Source organism: Streptomyces sp. NPDC008139, assembly GCF_042957025.1.
In the GTDB taxonomy this organism is placed as follows: domain Bacteria; phylum Actinomycetota; class Actinomycetes; order Streptomycetales; family Streptomycetaceae; genus Actinacidiphila.
The window spans coordinates 212,494-227,885 of record NZ_JBIBHM010000005.1; the positions used below are offsets into that span (position 1 = coordinate 212,494).

The following is a 15,392-nucleotide window of genomic DNA, read 5'->3' on the forward strand; positions in this document are numbered from 1 at the left end:
CCTAGCGGCGCGGGGTCACCGCGTACGCCACCGCGCCGGCCGCCGTCACGCCGAGACCGGCCAGCACCGAGGCCGGGGGGAGGCTCGCGGCCAGCACCGCGCAGCCGGTCAGGCCGACCACGGGAACGGCCGGGTGCGGCCGGTGCTCGTCCGCGCCCAGCCGCAGGGCGCTGGCGTTGGCGACGGCGTAGTAGACGAGGACGCCGAAGGACGAGAAGCCGATCGCCCCGGTCAGACCGGTGGTCGCGGTGAGCGCCACGACCAGGGCGCCGACCGCCGCCTCCGCCCTGACCGGGGTCTCGTGGCGCGGATGCACGGCGGCGAGCGCGTACGGGAAGTGCCGGTCGCGTGCCATCGCCAGGGTGGTACGGGAGACGCCGAGGATCAGCGCCAGCAGGGAGCCGAGGGCGGCCACGGCCGCGCCGACGCGGACCACCGGGGCCAGACCCGGCACCCCGGCCGTACGGACGGCGTCGGTGAGCGGCGCGGCCGAGCGGGCCAGGGCGTCGGGCCCGAGAACGGTCAGCAGGGCGACGGCGACAGCCGCGTAGACCACGAGGGTCACGCCGAGCGCCAGGGGGATCGCGCGGGGGACGGTCCGCGCCGGGTCCTTCACCTCCTCGCCGAGCGTCGCGATCCTGGCGTACCCCGCGAAGGCGAAGAAGAGCAGGCCGGCGGCCTGGAGCAGGCCGTGCGGGCCGGAGGCGGCACCGTCCCACGCCAGCCGTCCCGCGTCGGCCTCCGTACTGGCCAGGCACGCGGTGACCGCCGCCGCGAGGACCGCGAGGGTCACCGCCACGATCAGCCGGGTCAGCCAGGCGGCCTTCCGTACGCCCAGGCAGTTCACGGCCGTCAGGGCCACCACGGCCGCGACCGCCACCGCGCGGCGGTGCTCGGGCCACGCGTACGCCCCCACCGTCAGCGCCATCGCCGCGCACGAGGCCGTCTTGCCCGCCACGAAGCTCCACCCGGCCAGGTAGCCCCAGAGGGGGCCGAGCCGCTCCGTGCCGTACACATACGTCCCGCCGGAGCGCGGGTGGCGGGCCGCCAGGCGCGCCGAGGACGTCGCGTTGCAGTACGCCACGACGGCCGCGACGGCCAGGGCCGCGAGGAGCGCGGTGCCCGCGGCGCGGGCCGCGGGAGCGAACGCCGCGAAGACCCCGGCGCCGATCATCGCGCCGAGGCCGATCACCACGGCGTCCCCCACACCGAGGCGCCGCCTCAACTCTCCCGCCGCCGTACCCGTCACGCCCGCATGCTCCCAGCCCCCTGGCGCCCCCCGCGATCCCCGCCGACCACATTTCCACCCCCGGTCACGCCGTGTTCACCTCCGGCGGGCGCGGCGGCGGGAGCCGTGAGGACCCGCGCCGGTCACTGGCGAGCGACGGGCCCCGGCCGGTGCAACTGGCGCCGCGCGCTGAAGGCACGTCCTGGGAGGGCACCCGCCGTGGGGGAGGGTGCCCTCGGACGAAGCCAGGACCTGTTGTGTGGATCTCCGCGGCGTCCCGGCGCCCGGCGCGCACGTCTGCCGCGTTGTCGTCGGTCGGCGACGCTCCGCGTCGTCTCCCTCCTCCGCCTCGTATCCGCACGCACCGGCACGTGTCACCAACGCTCGTGATCAATACACCTAGGGCGTCAGGGGATCGAGAACCATGGGGCGGACCCGGCCCTCGATCATGGCGCCGAGGCCCTGGACGGCGACGGTGTCGGGGCGGGGGGCGATGTGGACGGGCATGCCGGTGGCCTGGCCGAGCATGAGGTCGAGGCCGGGCATGAGGGCGCTGCCGCCCGCCAGCATGATGCCCCGGTCGGCGAGGTCGGCGACCAGGTCGGGCGGGCAGGCGCGCAGCACGGTGGTGATGGCGTCGAGCACGGAGGTGAGCGGGGTGCGCATCGCGTGGCGCACGCCCTCGGTCTCGACGAGGACGGAGCGGGCGAGGCCGCTGACGACGTCGCGGCCGTGGACCTCGGTGGTGACCGTCCCGCCGGTGCCGGGGGAGCCGAGCATCTGGTGCAGCGGCCGTACCGACTGGCTGGGCAGCATCAACTCGTGGTGGTTGCGCAGGTGTTGGACGACCGCGCGGTCGATGGCGTCACCGCCGACCGGCACCGTCTCCGCGGCCACGATGGACCCCAGCGACAGGACGGCGACCTGCGTCGTACCGGCGCCGCACACCACGATCATCGTGGCCTCGGGGTGCTCGACGGGCAGCCCGCAGCCGACCGCCGCGGCGATCAGCGTGTCCACCAGCTCGACCTTGCGCGCCCCGAGCCCGTACAGCGTCTCGATGGCCGCGCGCCGCGCGATCGGCTCGCTGCCGTGCGGCATGCACACCGCGGCGCGCAGCACCGGCATGCGCCGCCACCGCTTGCCGAGCTTGTCGCCGAGCACGTGCCTGAGCATGCGCCGCGCCATCTCGATGTCGACGACCGCGCCGCCCGCGACGGGCCTGGCCACCCGGATGTGCCCGGGGGTGCGCCCGGCCATCTGCTCGGCGCGCTCGCCGACCGCGATCAGGGCGCCGGTGCGTACGTCGACCGCGGCCACGCTCGGCTCGTCGGCGACGACGCCGACGTTGCGGACGTAGACGCGGGTTCGGGCGGCGCCGATGTCGACGGCGACCGTGCAGCGGCGGAGCTGTTCCAGCGTGGGGCTCGTGTACGTCACAGCCGGCCCCCGGCGCCCGGGGCGGAGGTGCCGTGCCGCCCGCCGTGCGAGCCGCCGTGCGACCCGTGACCGTGCCCGGCCGGTTCGTACGTGGCCAGCGCCCAGATGATGAAGATGTCGATGGCGATCATGACCACGGCCCAGACCGGCTGGTACGGCAGGAACATGAAGTTCGCCACCAGGTTGAGCCCGGCGATCAGGATGCCGCCCCAGCGCGCCCAGGCGGAACCGGCCAGCAGGCCGAAGCCGACGAGGACGGCGACCACGCCGAGCGCCAGGTGGATCCAGCCCCAGGACGTGACGTCGAACTGGTAGACGTAGTCGCGCGTGGAGACGTACACCGAGTTCTTCCTGATGCCGACGATCCCCTCCAGGATCGCCAGCGCGCCGCCGAACACCAGCATCATCCCGGCGAAGACGGTGCCACCTGCGGCCCACGCGGACTCGCGGGGCGTGGGCGGCGGGGGCGTGTACCCCGGCGGGGGCGGCGGGGTGGGCGTCTCCTGGCTCATAGCGGGCTCCCGAGAGTGCGTCAGCGTCCACGGCGGGGGCCGAATCCGGCTATGACCCGCCTTAATGACAAAAGGATCTGACGCCCTGTCGGATATGGCGACCGGTGATACGCCGAACGGGGGTGGGGCCGCGCCGAGCGGGTGACGCCGTACGGCTGACGGGGTGATGCCGTGCCGACCGCTGCCGTCGGGGGTGGTGCCGTAACGGCCGTAGCGGCTGAAACGGTCGAAAGGGACGGCCGGGAGAGGGCGAGCCGCGCCACCGACGGGCGCACGTCCGCGTCAAGCCGCGCCCCTGACGGGGCGCGCCTCGTGCGTCGGGCGCTACCCGGCGGAGCCGTCCGTGTCCTCCAGGCGGAAGCCCACCTTCAGTCCCACCTGGTAGTGCTCGACCTCGCCGTCCACGATGTGCCCGCGGACCTCGGTGATCTGGAACCAGTCGAGGCCGCGCAGCGTTTGCGCGGCCCGCTTGACGCCGTTCCTGACGGCGGCGTCCACGCCTTCGTGCGAGGTGCCGACGATCTCGGTGACTCGATAGGTGTGCTCGGCCATGACGGACCTTTCCTTCGGAGGTCCCTCCACCGTGCCGCAGACGGGCGCGGCCCGCATCACCGCGGGACGCGCCCGTCCCGTTCCGTCCCGGACGGCTCCGCCGGGGCATCCCCTTCACCGCGAATCGGGCATATTATCCTCAAGTGGACGATGTGCGGACTGTGACCCCTTGGCCCACCGCCATGATGCGCTGGGTCCCGGCCGCCATGATCGTCGGCGGATTGGTCTTCGACCTCGTCACGCCCAATCCCTACACCGGCGACACGATGCTGGCCGGAGCCTGTGTACTGGCCGGCGCGATCCAGTCCGCCCGCATCGCGGTCCTCACCTGTCTGGCGTCCCTGGTGGGCGTCTTCGTGCTCACCGTCCACGGCGGCATCATCCGCGAGGGCGTCGGCGTGGCCGAGATCCTGAACGTGGTGCTCTCCTCCGTCATCGGCCTCGCAGTCAACCGGGCGCTGACCCGTTCGGGGCGTCGGCTCGCCACCGTGCGGGACGTCGCCGAGTCGGCCCAGCGCGCCCTGCTGCCCGACCCGCCGCCCCGGATCGGCCCGCTGGCCATAGCCGCCCGGTACGAGGCCGCCCAGAGCGGGGCGCGGATCGGCGGTGATGTGTACGCGGCCGAGCAGACCCGCTACGGCGTACGGCTGCTGATCGGCGACGTGCGCGGCAAGGGGATGGGCGCGGTCGCCAGCGTCGCGGTGCTGCTCGGCGCCTTCCGCGAGGCGGCCGACGAGGAACCCGACCTGCCGGGCCTCGCGCGGCGCCTGGACCGGGCGCTGGACCGGGACCGGGAGCGGCGGGACAGGGGTGGCGAGGAGTATCTGGAGGGATTCACCACCGGGCTGCTGGCCGAGTTCGTCCACCGCCCCGAGGACCCCGACGAGGTGTGCGACACCCTGCGGCTGCTCAACCGCGGCCACCCGCCGCCGTACCTGCTCGACGGCGGCACCGTACGTACCCTCGAAGCCGCCGCCCCCGACGTGCCGTTCGGCATGAGCGAGCTCGGCGGTCTGCGCACGGTGCCCGACGAGGTGGTCTTCCCGCCGGGCGCCACGCTGCTGCTGGTCACGGACGGCGTGACCGAGACCCGCGACCGCGAAGGCGTCTTCTACGACCCCGAGGTCCGGCTCTCCGGCCTCGGTCCGATGACCGGCCCGCAGCACGCCATCGACGTCCTGCTGCGGGACCTGGTCACCTGGACCGGCGGCGCGCCCGTCGCCGACGACCGCGCGGTGCTGGCGGTGAGCCTCAGCCAGCCGTGAGGCCCCCGGGCGCGCCCTAGTGGTGGAAGGCGGTCGCCACGTTCTCCGGGCGGTTCAGCGGGTGCGGCTGGCGGCGCAGCTCCGGCAGCAGGCGGCCCAGGTCCTCCATCAGCAGGTCCGCGAGGTCCTCGGAGAAGCCGTTGCGGCAGACGATGCGCAGCACCGCGAGATCGGTGCGGTCGGCCGGATAGGTGTACGCCGGGACCAGCCAGCCGCGCTCGCGCAGCCGCCGCGACACGTCGAAGACGTCGTAGTTCTCCACCCCCGGCGCGGTGGTGAAGGCGAAGACCGGCAACTGGTCACCCGCGCTGACCAGCGTGAAGTCCTCCAGCTTCGCGATCCGCGCCGCCAGCGACATCGCCACGTCCCGGCTGGCCTGCTGCACCGCGCGGTAGCCGTCCCAGCCCAGCCGCAGGAAGGAGTAGTACTGCGCCACGACCTGCGCGCCCGGCCGCGAGAAGTTCAGCGCGAAGGTCGGCATGTCACCGCCGAGGTAGTTCACCCGGAAGACCAGCTCCTCCGGCAGCGCCTCGGCGTCCCGCCACAGGGCCCAGCCCACGCCCGGGTACACCAGGCCGTACTTGTGGCCCGAGGTGTTGATCGAGGCCACCCGCGGCAGCCGGAAGTCCCACACCAGGTCCTCGTCGAGGAACGGCGCGATCATGGCGCCGGACGCGCCGTCGACATGCACCGGGATGTGCGTACCGGTCCGCTCCTCGTACGCGTCCAGCGCCGCGCAGATCTCCGCGACCGGCTCGTACGACCCGTCGAAGGTCGAGCCCAGCACGGCCACCACACCGATGGTGTTCTCGTCGCACAGGGCGAGCGCCGACTCCGCGTCCAGGTGCAGCCGGTCGCCCTCCATCGGCGCCAGCCGCGCCTCGACCTCCCAGAACGCGCAGAACTTCTCCCAGCACACCTGCACGTTCGCGCCCATCACCAGATTGGGCCGCGCGGTCGCCGGATAGCCGGGCGTGCGCCGCATCCAGCGGCGCTTGAGCGCCATCCCCGCGAGCATGCACGCCTCGGACGAGCCGGTGGTCGAACAGCCCACCACCGAGCTGGGGTCCGGCGCGTTCCACAGGTCGGCGAGGATCGCCACGCAGCGGCGCTCCAGCTCCGCCGTACGCGGGTACTCGTCCTTGTCGATCATGTTCTTGTCGGCGCACTCCGCCATCAGCACACCGGCCTGCGGCTCCATCCACGTCGTGACGAACGTCGCCAGATTCAGCCGCGAATTGCCGTCCAGCATCAGCTCGTCGTGCACGATCTGGTACGCGGTGTGCGGCGGCATCGGGCCGTCCGCCAACTTGTGCTTGGGCGGAGCCGTCATCCGGCCGTCGACCGGGTCCGCCTCGCCGAAGAACGGGTTGACGGCGATGTTGCGGGCGGAGTCCGTGCCTTTGTGCAGTGACATGTCAGCCTTCCGTGGCGAGCCCGGTCCCGCGTGCGCGGGCGTCTTTCCCGACCCACCCAGCCTGCACCCGCCCGCCGTCCCGCGCCCGCTCCCGCCCCGGAACTTCCCCCAGGAGACTGGGTCGGGAGTCCGGCTCAGGACTCGGTGAGCACGAGCCACTTCCTGCCGTCGATCAGCTCACGGACGGCGTCCAGGTGACCCGCGTGGCAGGCCGTCTCCACCGTGACGTGCAGGATCGCCTCGCGCAGGTCCCGAACGCCGCCGTCGGGCCCGAAGAGTTCGGTCGGCCACCAGGCCGGGGCGGCGCTGGGCGCCGTCGAGGTGATCACGGCGTCCGCGAGCGCCGTCTCCTGGCGGTAGAGGTCGAGCACGCCCTTGGCCGAAACCTCCGGGCCCACCTTCCACGCGTCGTCGGGGCCGGTCAGCGCCGCGTCGATCACGGCCTTCTCCCCGGCCACCACCCCGCGGAACCAGAAGCGCTCCACGTCCAGCGCGAGGTGCCGCACCAGCCCCGCGCAGCTCCACCCCGACGGCAGCACCGGCCGGTGCAGCGCCTCCTCGTCCAGCCCCTCCAGAATCCCCAGCACGTGACGCCGCTGGGCGTCCAGGTACGACAGCAGCATCGTGGTCTCGGGGTCCGGGGACGAGGTGTCCTGCATGGCATCCTCCTTGAGGTCGGCGACGCCCAGCATTCCACCGGGGTACGACGAAACCCCGGACCGGGCGCCGCCCCTCGGGTGTCCCGGACCTCATGCGCCCCGGCGGGCGGGGCCGCTACTCGCGGGCGAGGACCACGGCGGTGCCGTACGCGCAGACCTCGGTGCCGAGGTCCGCGGCGTCGGTGACGTCGAAGCGCATCATGAGCACGGCGTTGGCGCCGCGCGCCTTGGCCTGTTCGACGAGGCGCTCCATGGCCTGGTTACGGGTCTGCACCAGCGTCTTCGTCAGGCCCTTGAGCTCGCCGCCGATCATGGACTTCAGCCCGGCGCCGATCTGACTGCCCAGGTGTCGCGAGCGGACGGTGAGGCCGAAGACCTCACCGATGACCTGCTCGACCCGGAAGCCGGGCACGTCGTTCGTCGTGACGACAATGATCTCGGCGCCCTGCTCCTGGCCGCCGCCGTACTCTTCGATACCCATATCGGCAGCCTGCCCCGCACCTCCCCGCCCCGCACCCGCGAATACGCCGATGCGGCTATTCCAGGCGGGGGGCCTGGACCGGGGCGGGACAGATGCGCTGGCCCTCGTGGTCGAAGACGTACAGGTGGGCGAGGTCCACCAGCAGGGGCACGCGGTCACCGCGGCGGACGCGGATGTCGGGGCCGGTGCGGACCACGAGGTCGCCGGTCTGGGTCTCGGGCGCGCCCAGGGGGCGGTCCATCACCGTCACCGGAGCGCGGCCGGGCGCGTGGTTGGGCCGCGGCGGGACGCCGCCGCCGTTGGAGCCGCCGTCCCGCGCCGGCACCGACGCCTGGATGCGCCGCGCGGCCTTCTGGGCGAGCTTGCCGAGGCTGGTGCCCGAGCCGTTCGCCGCGCGCCGGGCGCCCGAGCGGGACGGCGCCTGCGCGGGCCGCGGGGCCTCCAGCTCGGGGACGACGGCGGGCCGCGACCCGGTGTTGAGGTGCACCAGGGATTCGTGGCCCTGGTACTCCACGTGCTCGACGATCCCGCTCAGCACGACCTCGCCCGCGTGCGCCTGACTCGGCTGCGCGATGCGCACGGCCTCCGAGCGCAGCCCGACGATGATGCGCCGCCCCTGCTGGATGCGGAGCATCTGGTGGTCGAGGCTGAGCGGTTCGGGCATGCCGAGCCGCTGGCGGCCGAAGTCGATCCACATGCCGCCGCCGAGCGGCGCCAGGACCGTCGCCTGGAGCAGATTGATCCGGGGCGTGCCGACGAAAGCGGCGACGAACACGTTCTCCGGCAGGTGGTACGCCTCACGCGGCGTGCTGATCTGCTGGAGGACACCGCTGCGCATGATCGCGACGCGGTCGCCCAGCGACATGGCCTCGGCCTGGTCGTGCGTCACGTACACCGTCGTGACGCCCATGCCGTGGGTCAGCCGGGCGATCTCGGCGCGCAGGTGCGCGCGCAACTTCGCGTCGAGGTTGGACAGCGGCTCGTCCATGAGGAAGACCGAGGGGTGCCGGGAGATCGCCCGGCCCATGGCGACCCGCTGCCGCTCGCCGCCGGAGAGCTGTCCGGGGTAGCGGTCCAGGATCTCCTCGATGCCGAGGATGCGGGCGGTCTCGTCGACCCGGGGCCCGTGCTCCTCACCGGGCATCTCGAAGCGCAGCGGGAACCCGATGTTCTCCCGGCTGGTCATGCTGGGGTACAGCGCGAAGTTCTGGAACACCATCGCCATCCGGCGGTCGCCGGGTGCGAGGTCGTTGGAGTACTCCCCGTCGAGCAGCAGCTCGCCGGTGGTGATGTCCTCCAGACCCGCGATCATGCGCAGGACCGTGGACTTGCCGCAGCCGGACGGGCCGAGCAGCACCAGGAACTCTCCGGGTGCGATGTCGAGCGAGAACCGGTCCACAGCAGGCGACGGCTGCTTCGGGTAGTACTTGGAAACTTCGTGCAGTGCGATGGCGCGAGTCATAACGGGAGCCGCCAGGTGGTCGGACGCGGTGACGGGGCACGTGGGGGGAGAGATGCCAGACTTGCGAAACTTAGGGTGGTGCGTGGATGACGCTGCGGAGAAGGTAGTGCACCAACCGCAGGTTGCGGAACGTTTGTATCAACACTGGATTGATAGTTTTGGTCCGTGACGACCATCGCGCTCGGCCCGAGCTGGCTCGACCCGGACCATCTGATCAACACGTACGGCCTGTGGGGCGTACTGCTGATCGTGTTCGCCGAGTCCGGGCTCCTCATCGGTTTCTTCCTGCCCGGAGACTCACTGCTGTTCACGACCGGTCTGCTGGTGGCGACCGGCACGCTGCACCAGCCGCTCGCGCTGGTGGCCGCGTTGATCGCGGTGGCGGCGGTGCTCGGCGAACAGGCGGGATATCTGTTCGGCCGCAAGGTCGGACCCTCGCTGTTCCGCAGGCCCGACTCACGCTTGTTCAAGATGGAGAATATCGAGAAGGCACATGCCTTTTTCGAGCGCCATGGACCCAAGGCGATCGTGATGGCCTGCTTCGTGCCCATCGTACGAACGTTCACCCCCATCGTCGCAGGCGTCAGCCGAATGAACTACCGCACCTTTGTCACCTTCAACCTCATCGGCGCAACGCTGTGGGGTGCGGGTGTCACCGTACTCGGATACTGGCTCGGCCAGATCGAATTCGTGCACAAGAACATCGAAGTGATGCTCGTCCTGGTCGTGCTCCTCTCGGTGGTGCCGATCGGCATCGAATACCTGCGGTCGCGCGGCAAGGCGAAAAAGGAATCCGCGATTCCGGGTGCGGCCGCCGGTACGGGCCCGGCGGCGGGCGACCCCGAGCCGGTTCCCGCCACGCCGCGGACCCCCGGCCGGCACCGCGCACAAAAGCGCTGACCTGCGGGAACCGACGCCGTAACGGGGGAACGGGGGCGTCGGCGGGATTCCCGTGATTCACAGGATTCACAGAAACGCAGATTGCGGAAAGGAGAGCACGACCGGTGTCCGACGACGGAAAACCTGAGTCGGACGAGGTCCGCTCCGAATTCACACCCCCCACAGGCACCACATTCCCCCCGGTCGTCACGGGCAGCGCATTCGCCCCGCCCGGCGGAACGGCGGGAACAGCGGGAACGCCCGGAGCAACAGGAGCACCGGGAACAGCCGGAGCTTCCGGAACAACGGGTACTACGGGTACTACGGGCACGACAAGCCTCACCAGCACCACCGGGAGCATTCCGATGGTCGTCCTGCCGCCCACCGACGCGCGGTGGCAGGACCGGATGCGGGCCATGGTCCGCATCCCCGTCACCGAGCGCCCCGCACCCGAAACCCCCGCGGACCGTCAGGAAACCGCGTACCTGGTCCCCGTACCGCGCGTCCTCGACCTGACCCTGCGCATCGGCGAACTGCTGCTCGCGGGCGGTGAGGGCGCCGAGGACGTCGAGGCCGCGATGCTCGGCGTCAGCTACGCGTACGGACTGGCCCGCGTCGAGCCGAACGTCACCTTCACGCTGCTGGGCATCTCCTTCCAGCCCTCGCTCACCGACCCGCCGCTGACCATGAGCCGCACGGTGCGCCGCCGCGGCACCGACTACACCCGGCTCGCCGCGGTCTTCCAGCTCGTCGAGGAGATCACCGCCCACGAGGCGACGCTGGAGGACGCGTACCGCCGGCTCGCCGAGATCCGCCGCAACCGGCACCCGTACAGCTCCTGGGCGCTCACCGGCGCCGCCGGGCTGCTCGCGGGCGCGGCCAGCGTCCTGGTCGGCGGCGGGCCGGTCATCTTCGCCGCCGCCGCGCTGGCCGCGATGCTCGGCGACCGGCTCGCGTGGCTGCTCGCCGGGCGCGGGCTGCCGGAGTTCTACCAGTTCGCGGCTGCGGCGATGCCCGCCGCCGCGATGGGCGTCCTCATCGACCGGTACGCGCACTGGATCCCCGGCGCCAACGGCGTCCAGGCGTCGGCGGTGATCACCGGCGGGCTCTTCGCGCTGCTGCCGGGCCGCGCGCTGGTCGCCGCCGTCCAGGACGGCCTCACCGGCTTCTACATCACCGCCTCCGCCCGGCTGCTGGAGGTGATGTACCTCGTCGTCGGCATCGTCATCGGCGTCACCGTCATCCTCTACGCGGGCTTCACCACCCTCGGCGCCGACCTCAACCCCGACCAGGCGCTGCGCGCGTACGACCACCCATGGGTGCAACTGCTGGCCGCGATGGTGCTGACCCTCGCCTTCGCGGTGCTGCTCCAGTGCGAGCGCGGCGTCCTGCCGCTGGTCACCCTCAACGGCGGCATCGCCTGGACGGTCTACGGCGTCCTGCACCAGCAGGCGGGCGGCAACCAGGTCGCGGCCACCGCCGCCGCGGCCGGACTCGTCGGCCTCTTCGGCCAGTTGATGGCCCGCTACCGGTACGTGTCCGTGCTGCCGTACGTCACCGCCGCCATCGGCCCGCTGCTGCCCGGATCCGCCACGTACTTCGGGCTGCTCGCCCTCACCAACAACCACTCCGACCAGGCGTTCACCCTGCTCACCCGGGCCGCCGCCCTCGCCCTGGCCATCGCCATCGGCGTCAACCTCGGCGGCGAGCTGGCCCGCCTGGTCCTCAAGCCGCCGGGCCCCGCCGCCCCGCGCGGCGCGGCCAAACGCACCCGCGGCTTCTGACCCCGCTCGGGCACGAAAACGCCGGGCGGCCGACACGTCATCAGCGACGTGTCGGCCGCCCGGCGTTCAGGGGCGGCGGGGCTTCAGTGGCCCGGGCCCTGCTCCTTCAGACGGCGGAAGGACTCCTCGATCTCCGTCTCGGCCTCGGTGCGGCCGACCCAGTTGGCGCCCTCGACGGACTTGCCGGGCTCAAGGTCCTTGTAGACCTCGAAGAAGTGCTGGATCTCCAGCCGGTCGAACTCGCTGACGTGGTGAATGTCACGCAGGTGCTCCACGCGCGGGTCCGACGCGGGCACGCACAGCACCTTGTCGTCGCCCCCGGCCTCGTCCGTCATGCGGAACATGCCGATCGCCCGGCACGTGATGAGGCAGCCGGGGAAGGTCGGCTCATCCAGGATGACCAGTGCGTCCAGCGGGTCGCCGTCCTGGCCGAGGGTGTTCTCGATGAAGCCGTAGTCGGCCGGGTAACTGGTCGAGGTGAAGAGCCTGCGGTCCAGGCGGATACGACCGGTCTCGTGGTCCACCTCGTACTTGTTCCGCGAACCCTTCGGGATCTCGATCGTGACGTCGAACTCCAAGGCCCTACTCCTCCATGATCAGCGCATACTGCGGGTGATTAAGTGTCTCCCACGCATGTGGGTGGTCGCGAAAGGGGCTGGTCGGGGGTGCCGCACGGCAAGACGTGGCAGGTCGTGGCGGGGTCGGCCGCGATAGGTCTGGCGGTGGCGGCCGGGGCGGTGGCCGCGGCAGGCCCGTGGGACGCAGGCCAGCGTACGGCCGAGCGCGGGCACGCGGCCGACCGGGACCACGTCGTGGCCTCGGGACCGCGCACCGCCGCGCCCACGCCCCGGATCACCCCGCCCGCGCCGTCCGCCGCCCCCGTACTGGCCCCGGTGCCCGCCGCCGCGCCCGGTACGGGCAAGGGCTCGTCCGCCGGTACGCCGCCGGACCCGGCCGCCCTCAAGGCCCTCCTCGACCCGCTGATGAACGCCGACGGGCTCGGCACCGTACGCACCGGGACCGTCATCGACGTGGCCACCGGGACCGTCGTGTACGACCACCGGGCCGGTACGCCGTCCACCCCCGCCTCCACCACCAAGCTCGCCACCGCGACGGCCGCGCTCGGCACGCTCGGGCCCGGCCGCCGCCTCACCACGACCGTGGTGGTCACCGCGGCCGGCCGGGTCGTCCTGGTCGGCGGCGGCGACCCGACCCTCGAACTCGGCGGGCTCGCCGACGACACCGCCGCCGCGCTCAAGGCGCGCGGCACCACGTCCGTACGGCTCGGCTACGACACGTCCCTGTTCAGCGGCACCACGCTCCACCCCATCGGGCCCAACGAGAACCTCGCGCCGGTCACCGCGCTCATGGTCCGCGAGGGGCGGCTCGACCACAGTTCGAGCGGGCCCGCGCAGCGGGCCGACGATCCGGCCGAGTCGGCCGCCGACGCCTTCGCGGACCTGCTGCGGGACCGGGGGATCAGGGTCAAGGGCGAGGCGGCGCCCGCCAGCGGGCACGGGGGTACGCGGCTGGCGGCCCATCAGTCCGCGCCGCTGTCGGAGCTGGTGGAGCGGATGCTGACCAACAGCGACAACGACGTGGCCGAGGCGCTGGCCCGGCATGTGGCCCGCGCGCTCGGGCGGCCCGCCAGTTTCGCCGGGGCGGCGAGCGCCCTTCCCGACGCCCTGCGGCGGCTCGGGGTGCCGCTCGCCGGTGCCGCCTTCCACGACGGGAGCGGGCTCGACGGGGACGACGCGCTGTCGGCCACCACGCTGGCCCGGATTCTCGCGCTCGCGGCGAGTCCCGCGCATCCCGAGATGCGGTCCGTCCTGACCGGGCTGCCGGTCGCCGGTTTCACCGGCACGCTCGCCGACCGCTTCCGGGGCGGTGGGGGCGCCGGGGTGGTCCACGCCAAGACCGGGACGCTCACCGGGACCAACACGATCGCCGGCACCGCCGTGTCCCCCGCGGGGCGCCTCCTCGCCTTCGCGTTCCTCACCCACGGCACGGATTCGCCTGGCGGCGCGCAGAAAGCCCTCGACCACCTCGCCGCCGCCCTGACCACCCACCCCTAGCCCACGTCCCCGATGTCCTCAATCGCCGGACGGGCTTGAAGAATCGGGCGCGGGCCACTGGCCGGTGTCCTCGAACGCCGGACGGGCGTGAAGAATCGGGCGCGGGGCACTGGCTGGTGTCCTCGAACGCCGGACGGGCGTGAAGAATCGGGCGCGGGGCACTGGCTGGTGTCCTCGAACGCCGGACGGGCTGAATCGGTGCTTCTGGCGCGCCCGCCAGCCCCTGGCTTCGTCCTCGAACGCCGTCCCCGGCTGGGGTGCCCCCCGGTAGGGGAAGGGGCGGGTGGGTGGGGGAAACAGCCCCGCCGGCGTTTGAGGCGGCGTTAGCCGGAGGGGCTGAAGCCGTATTTCGGGGGCGGCCGGAGGGGGAACCTGTTGGTGGGGGAGCCCAAAGGGGGAGCGGCAACGTACCGTGAAGGCATGACGAGCATCGGTGGAAGCGAGATGGTCGACTGGAACCTCGCCGTGGCGACCGCGCAGCGGTTGACGCGGCCGGGGCCTGAGGTGAGCCGGGACGAGGCTCGGGCCATCGTGGCGGAGCTGCGGGCGCACGCGCAGGAGTCGGAGGCGCACGTCAGGGAGTTCACCCGGATGTACGGGGACGCGGAGGCGCCACCGCACGGCACCCCGGTGCTCATCGTGGACCGGGCGGGCTGGGTGAAGGCCAACGTGGCCGGGTTCCGGGAGGTGATGAAGCCCCTGCTCGGGAAGATGCAGGCGCGCCGCCCCGGCGGCCCCGGCGGAGTCGTGCTCGGCACGGTCGGCGGCAAGGTGACCGGCGTCGAGGTCGGCATGCTGCTGAGCTTCCTGTCCTCGCGGGTGCTCGGCCAGTACGAGACCTTCGCGCCGCCGAGCCGCGACATGCCCGCGGGACCGGTCAAGCCGGGCCCCGGCGAGTCCCGCGCCGGACGGCTGCTGCTGGTCGCGCCGAACATCGTGCACGTCGAGCGCGAGCTGGACGTCGACCCGCACGACTTCCGCCTGTGGGTGTGCCTGCACGAGGAGACGCACCGCACCCAGTTCTCCGCGGTGCCGTGGCTGCGCGACCACATCGAGGGCGAGATCCAGGCGTTCCTCGGCGAGACCGAACTGGACGCCTCGACGGTGATCGAGCGGGTCAGGGAGGCCGTGCAGTCCTTCACCGGCTCCGGCGGCGGCAAGGAAGAAGACGCCGACAAGGGCCGCGACGAGGACCGCAGCCTGGTCGACCTGGTGCAGACCCCCTCCCAGCGGGAGATCCTGGCCCGGCTGACCGCCGTGATGTCGCTGCTCGAAGGCCACGCGGACTTCGTGATGGACGGCGTGGGGCCCGAGGTCGTGGCGACCGTCGCCGAGATCCGGGAGAAGTTCAGCCAGCGCAGGGCCAGCGGCGCGGGCCGCCTGGACCAGGCGCTGCGCAAGCTCCTCGGCCTGGACGCCAAGCTCCGCCAGTACCGCGACGGCGAGCGCTTCGTCCGTGCGGTCGTCGACGAGGTCGGCATGGACGGCTTCAACCGGGTGTGGACCTCGCCCAACACGCTGCCCACCAAGTCGGAGATCGCCAAACCCGCCGAGTGGGTCGCGCGGGTGCACAGCCGTAGCGAATCGTGAGGGCGTAACCGCTCATGAAGGCCGTGTCCGCCCTCGGGTTCACCCGTC

General features: G+C 72.5%; 14 protein-coding genes. 5 read left to right on the top strand and 9 right to left on the bottom strand.

All coding sequences use genetic code 11. From position 1 onward, the window contains the following. Position 1: 1 nt before the first annotated feature. The 4 genes from ACFZBB_RS12230 to ACFZBB_RS12245 all read right to left on the bottom strand — a co-directional run bounded on the left by ACFZBB_RS12230 (position 2) and on the right by ACFZBB_RS12245 (position 3,732). A complete protein-coding gene (locus ACFZBB_RS12230) occupies positions 2–1,249 on the bottom strand; it encodes an amino acid permease (protein ID WP_391120469.1) in 1,248 nt (415 codons plus the stop codon). Positions 1,250–1,627: 378 nt separating this feature from the next. Further along, positions 1,628–2,668: a rod shape-determining protein MreB gene (locus tag ACFZBB_RS12235; protein ID WP_391120471.1), complete on the bottom strand. Its 1,041-nt coding sequence runs from the start codon at positions 2,666–2,668 to the stop codon at positions 1,628–1,630. After that, positions 2,665–3,180, bottom strand: a complete 516-nt coding sequence (locus tag ACFZBB_RS12240; protein ID WP_391120473.1) for a hypothetical protein — start codon at positions 3,178–3,180, stop codon at positions 2,665–2,667. Before ACFZBB_RS12240 ends, ACFZBB_RS12235 begins: the two co-directional genes overlap by 4 nt. A gap of 324 nt (positions 3,181–3,504) precedes the next feature. Next, positions 3,505–3,732 carry a dodecin gene (locus tag ACFZBB_RS12245; RefSeq protein WP_355336410.1) on the bottom strand — a complete coding sequence of 76 codons (228 nt, stop codon included), beginning with the start codon at positions 3,730–3,732 and terminating at the stop codon, positions 3,505–3,507. Positions 3,733–3,893: 161 nt separating this feature from the next. On the opposite strand from ACFZBB_RS12245, the gene ACFZBB_RS12250 reads away from it, so the two are divergent. Then, entirely contained in the window at positions 3,894–4,997 is a 1,104-nt protein-coding gene (locus ACFZBB_RS12250) for a SpoIIE family protein phosphatase (RefSeq protein WP_391120475.1), read from the top strand. A 16-nt stretch (positions 4,998–5,013) separates the two neighbouring features. Here ACFZBB_RS12250 and ACFZBB_RS12255 read toward each other — a convergent pair whose 3' ends face one another. The 4 genes from ACFZBB_RS12255 to ACFZBB_RS12270 all read right to left on the bottom strand — a co-directional run bounded on the left by ACFZBB_RS12255 (position 5,014) and on the right by ACFZBB_RS12270 (position 9,016). After that, positions 5,014–6,414, bottom strand: coding sequence for a glutamate decarboxylase (locus ACFZBB_RS12255; protein WP_391120477.1), 1,401 nt, complete (start codon positions 6,412–6,414; stop codon positions 5,014–5,016). Between the two features lie 134 nt (positions 6,415–6,548). Beyond that, positions 6,549–7,073: a DUF664 domain-containing protein gene (locus ACFZBB_RS12260; protein WP_391120479.1), complete on the bottom strand. Its 525-nt coding sequence runs from the start codon at positions 7,071–7,073 to the stop codon at positions 6,549–6,551. 115 nt (positions 7,074–7,188) lie between these two features. Beyond that, positions 7,189–7,554 carry a heavy metal-binding domain-containing protein gene (locus ACFZBB_RS12265; protein ID WP_391120481.1) on the bottom strand — a complete coding sequence of 122 codons (366 nt, stop codon included), beginning with the start codon at positions 7,552–7,554 and terminating at the stop codon, positions 7,189–7,191. A gap of 55 nt (positions 7,555–7,609) precedes the next feature. After that, positions 7,610–9,016, bottom strand: coding sequence for an ATP-binding cassette domain-containing protein (locus ACFZBB_RS12270; protein WP_391120483.1), 1,407 nt, complete (start codon positions 9,014–9,016; stop codon positions 7,610–7,612). Positions 9,017–9,181: 165 nt separating this feature from the next. Between ACFZBB_RS12270 and ACFZBB_RS12275 the strand changes: the two genes are divergently transcribed. Both ACFZBB_RS12275 and ACFZBB_RS12280 read left to right on the top strand, forming a co-directional pair. Beyond that, on the top strand, positions 9,182–9,916 hold the full coding sequence (locus ACFZBB_RS12275) for a VTT domain-containing protein (protein ID WP_391120486.1): 735 nt from the start codon (positions 9,182–9,184) through the stop codon (positions 9,914–9,916). 80 nt (positions 9,917–9,996) lie between these two features. Then, positions 9,997–11,679, top strand: a complete 1,683-nt coding sequence (locus ACFZBB_RS12280; protein ID WP_391121077.1) for a threonine/serine exporter family protein — start codon at positions 9,997–9,999, stop codon at positions 11,677–11,679. A gap of 83 nt (positions 11,680–11,762) precedes the next feature. Here the strand turns inward: ACFZBB_RS12280 and ACFZBB_RS12285 are convergent, their stop codons facing one another. Beyond that, a complete protein-coding gene (locus ACFZBB_RS12285; RefSeq protein WP_188283474.1) occupies positions 11,763–12,257 on the bottom strand; it encodes an inorganic diphosphatase in 495 nt (164 codons plus the stop codon). A gap of 87 nt (positions 12,258–12,344) precedes the next feature. On the opposite strand from ACFZBB_RS12285, the gene dacB reads away from it, so the two are divergent. Then, positions 12,345–13,754: a D-alanyl-D-alanine carboxypeptidase/D-alanyl-D-alanine-endopeptidase gene (dacB, locus tag ACFZBB_RS12290; RefSeq protein WP_391120488.1), complete on the top strand. Its 1,410-nt coding sequence runs from the start codon at positions 12,345–12,347 to the stop codon at positions 13,752–13,754. A 420-nt stretch (positions 13,755–14,174) separates the two neighbouring features. After that, the gene (locus ACFZBB_RS12295) at positions 14,175–15,344 is read left to right on the top strand and encodes a zinc-dependent metalloprotease (RefSeq protein ID WP_391120490.1); all 1,170 of its coding nucleotides are present in this window, start codon (positions 14,175–14,177) and stop codon (positions 15,342–15,344) included. Positions 15,345–15,392: the final 48 nt, after the last annotated feature.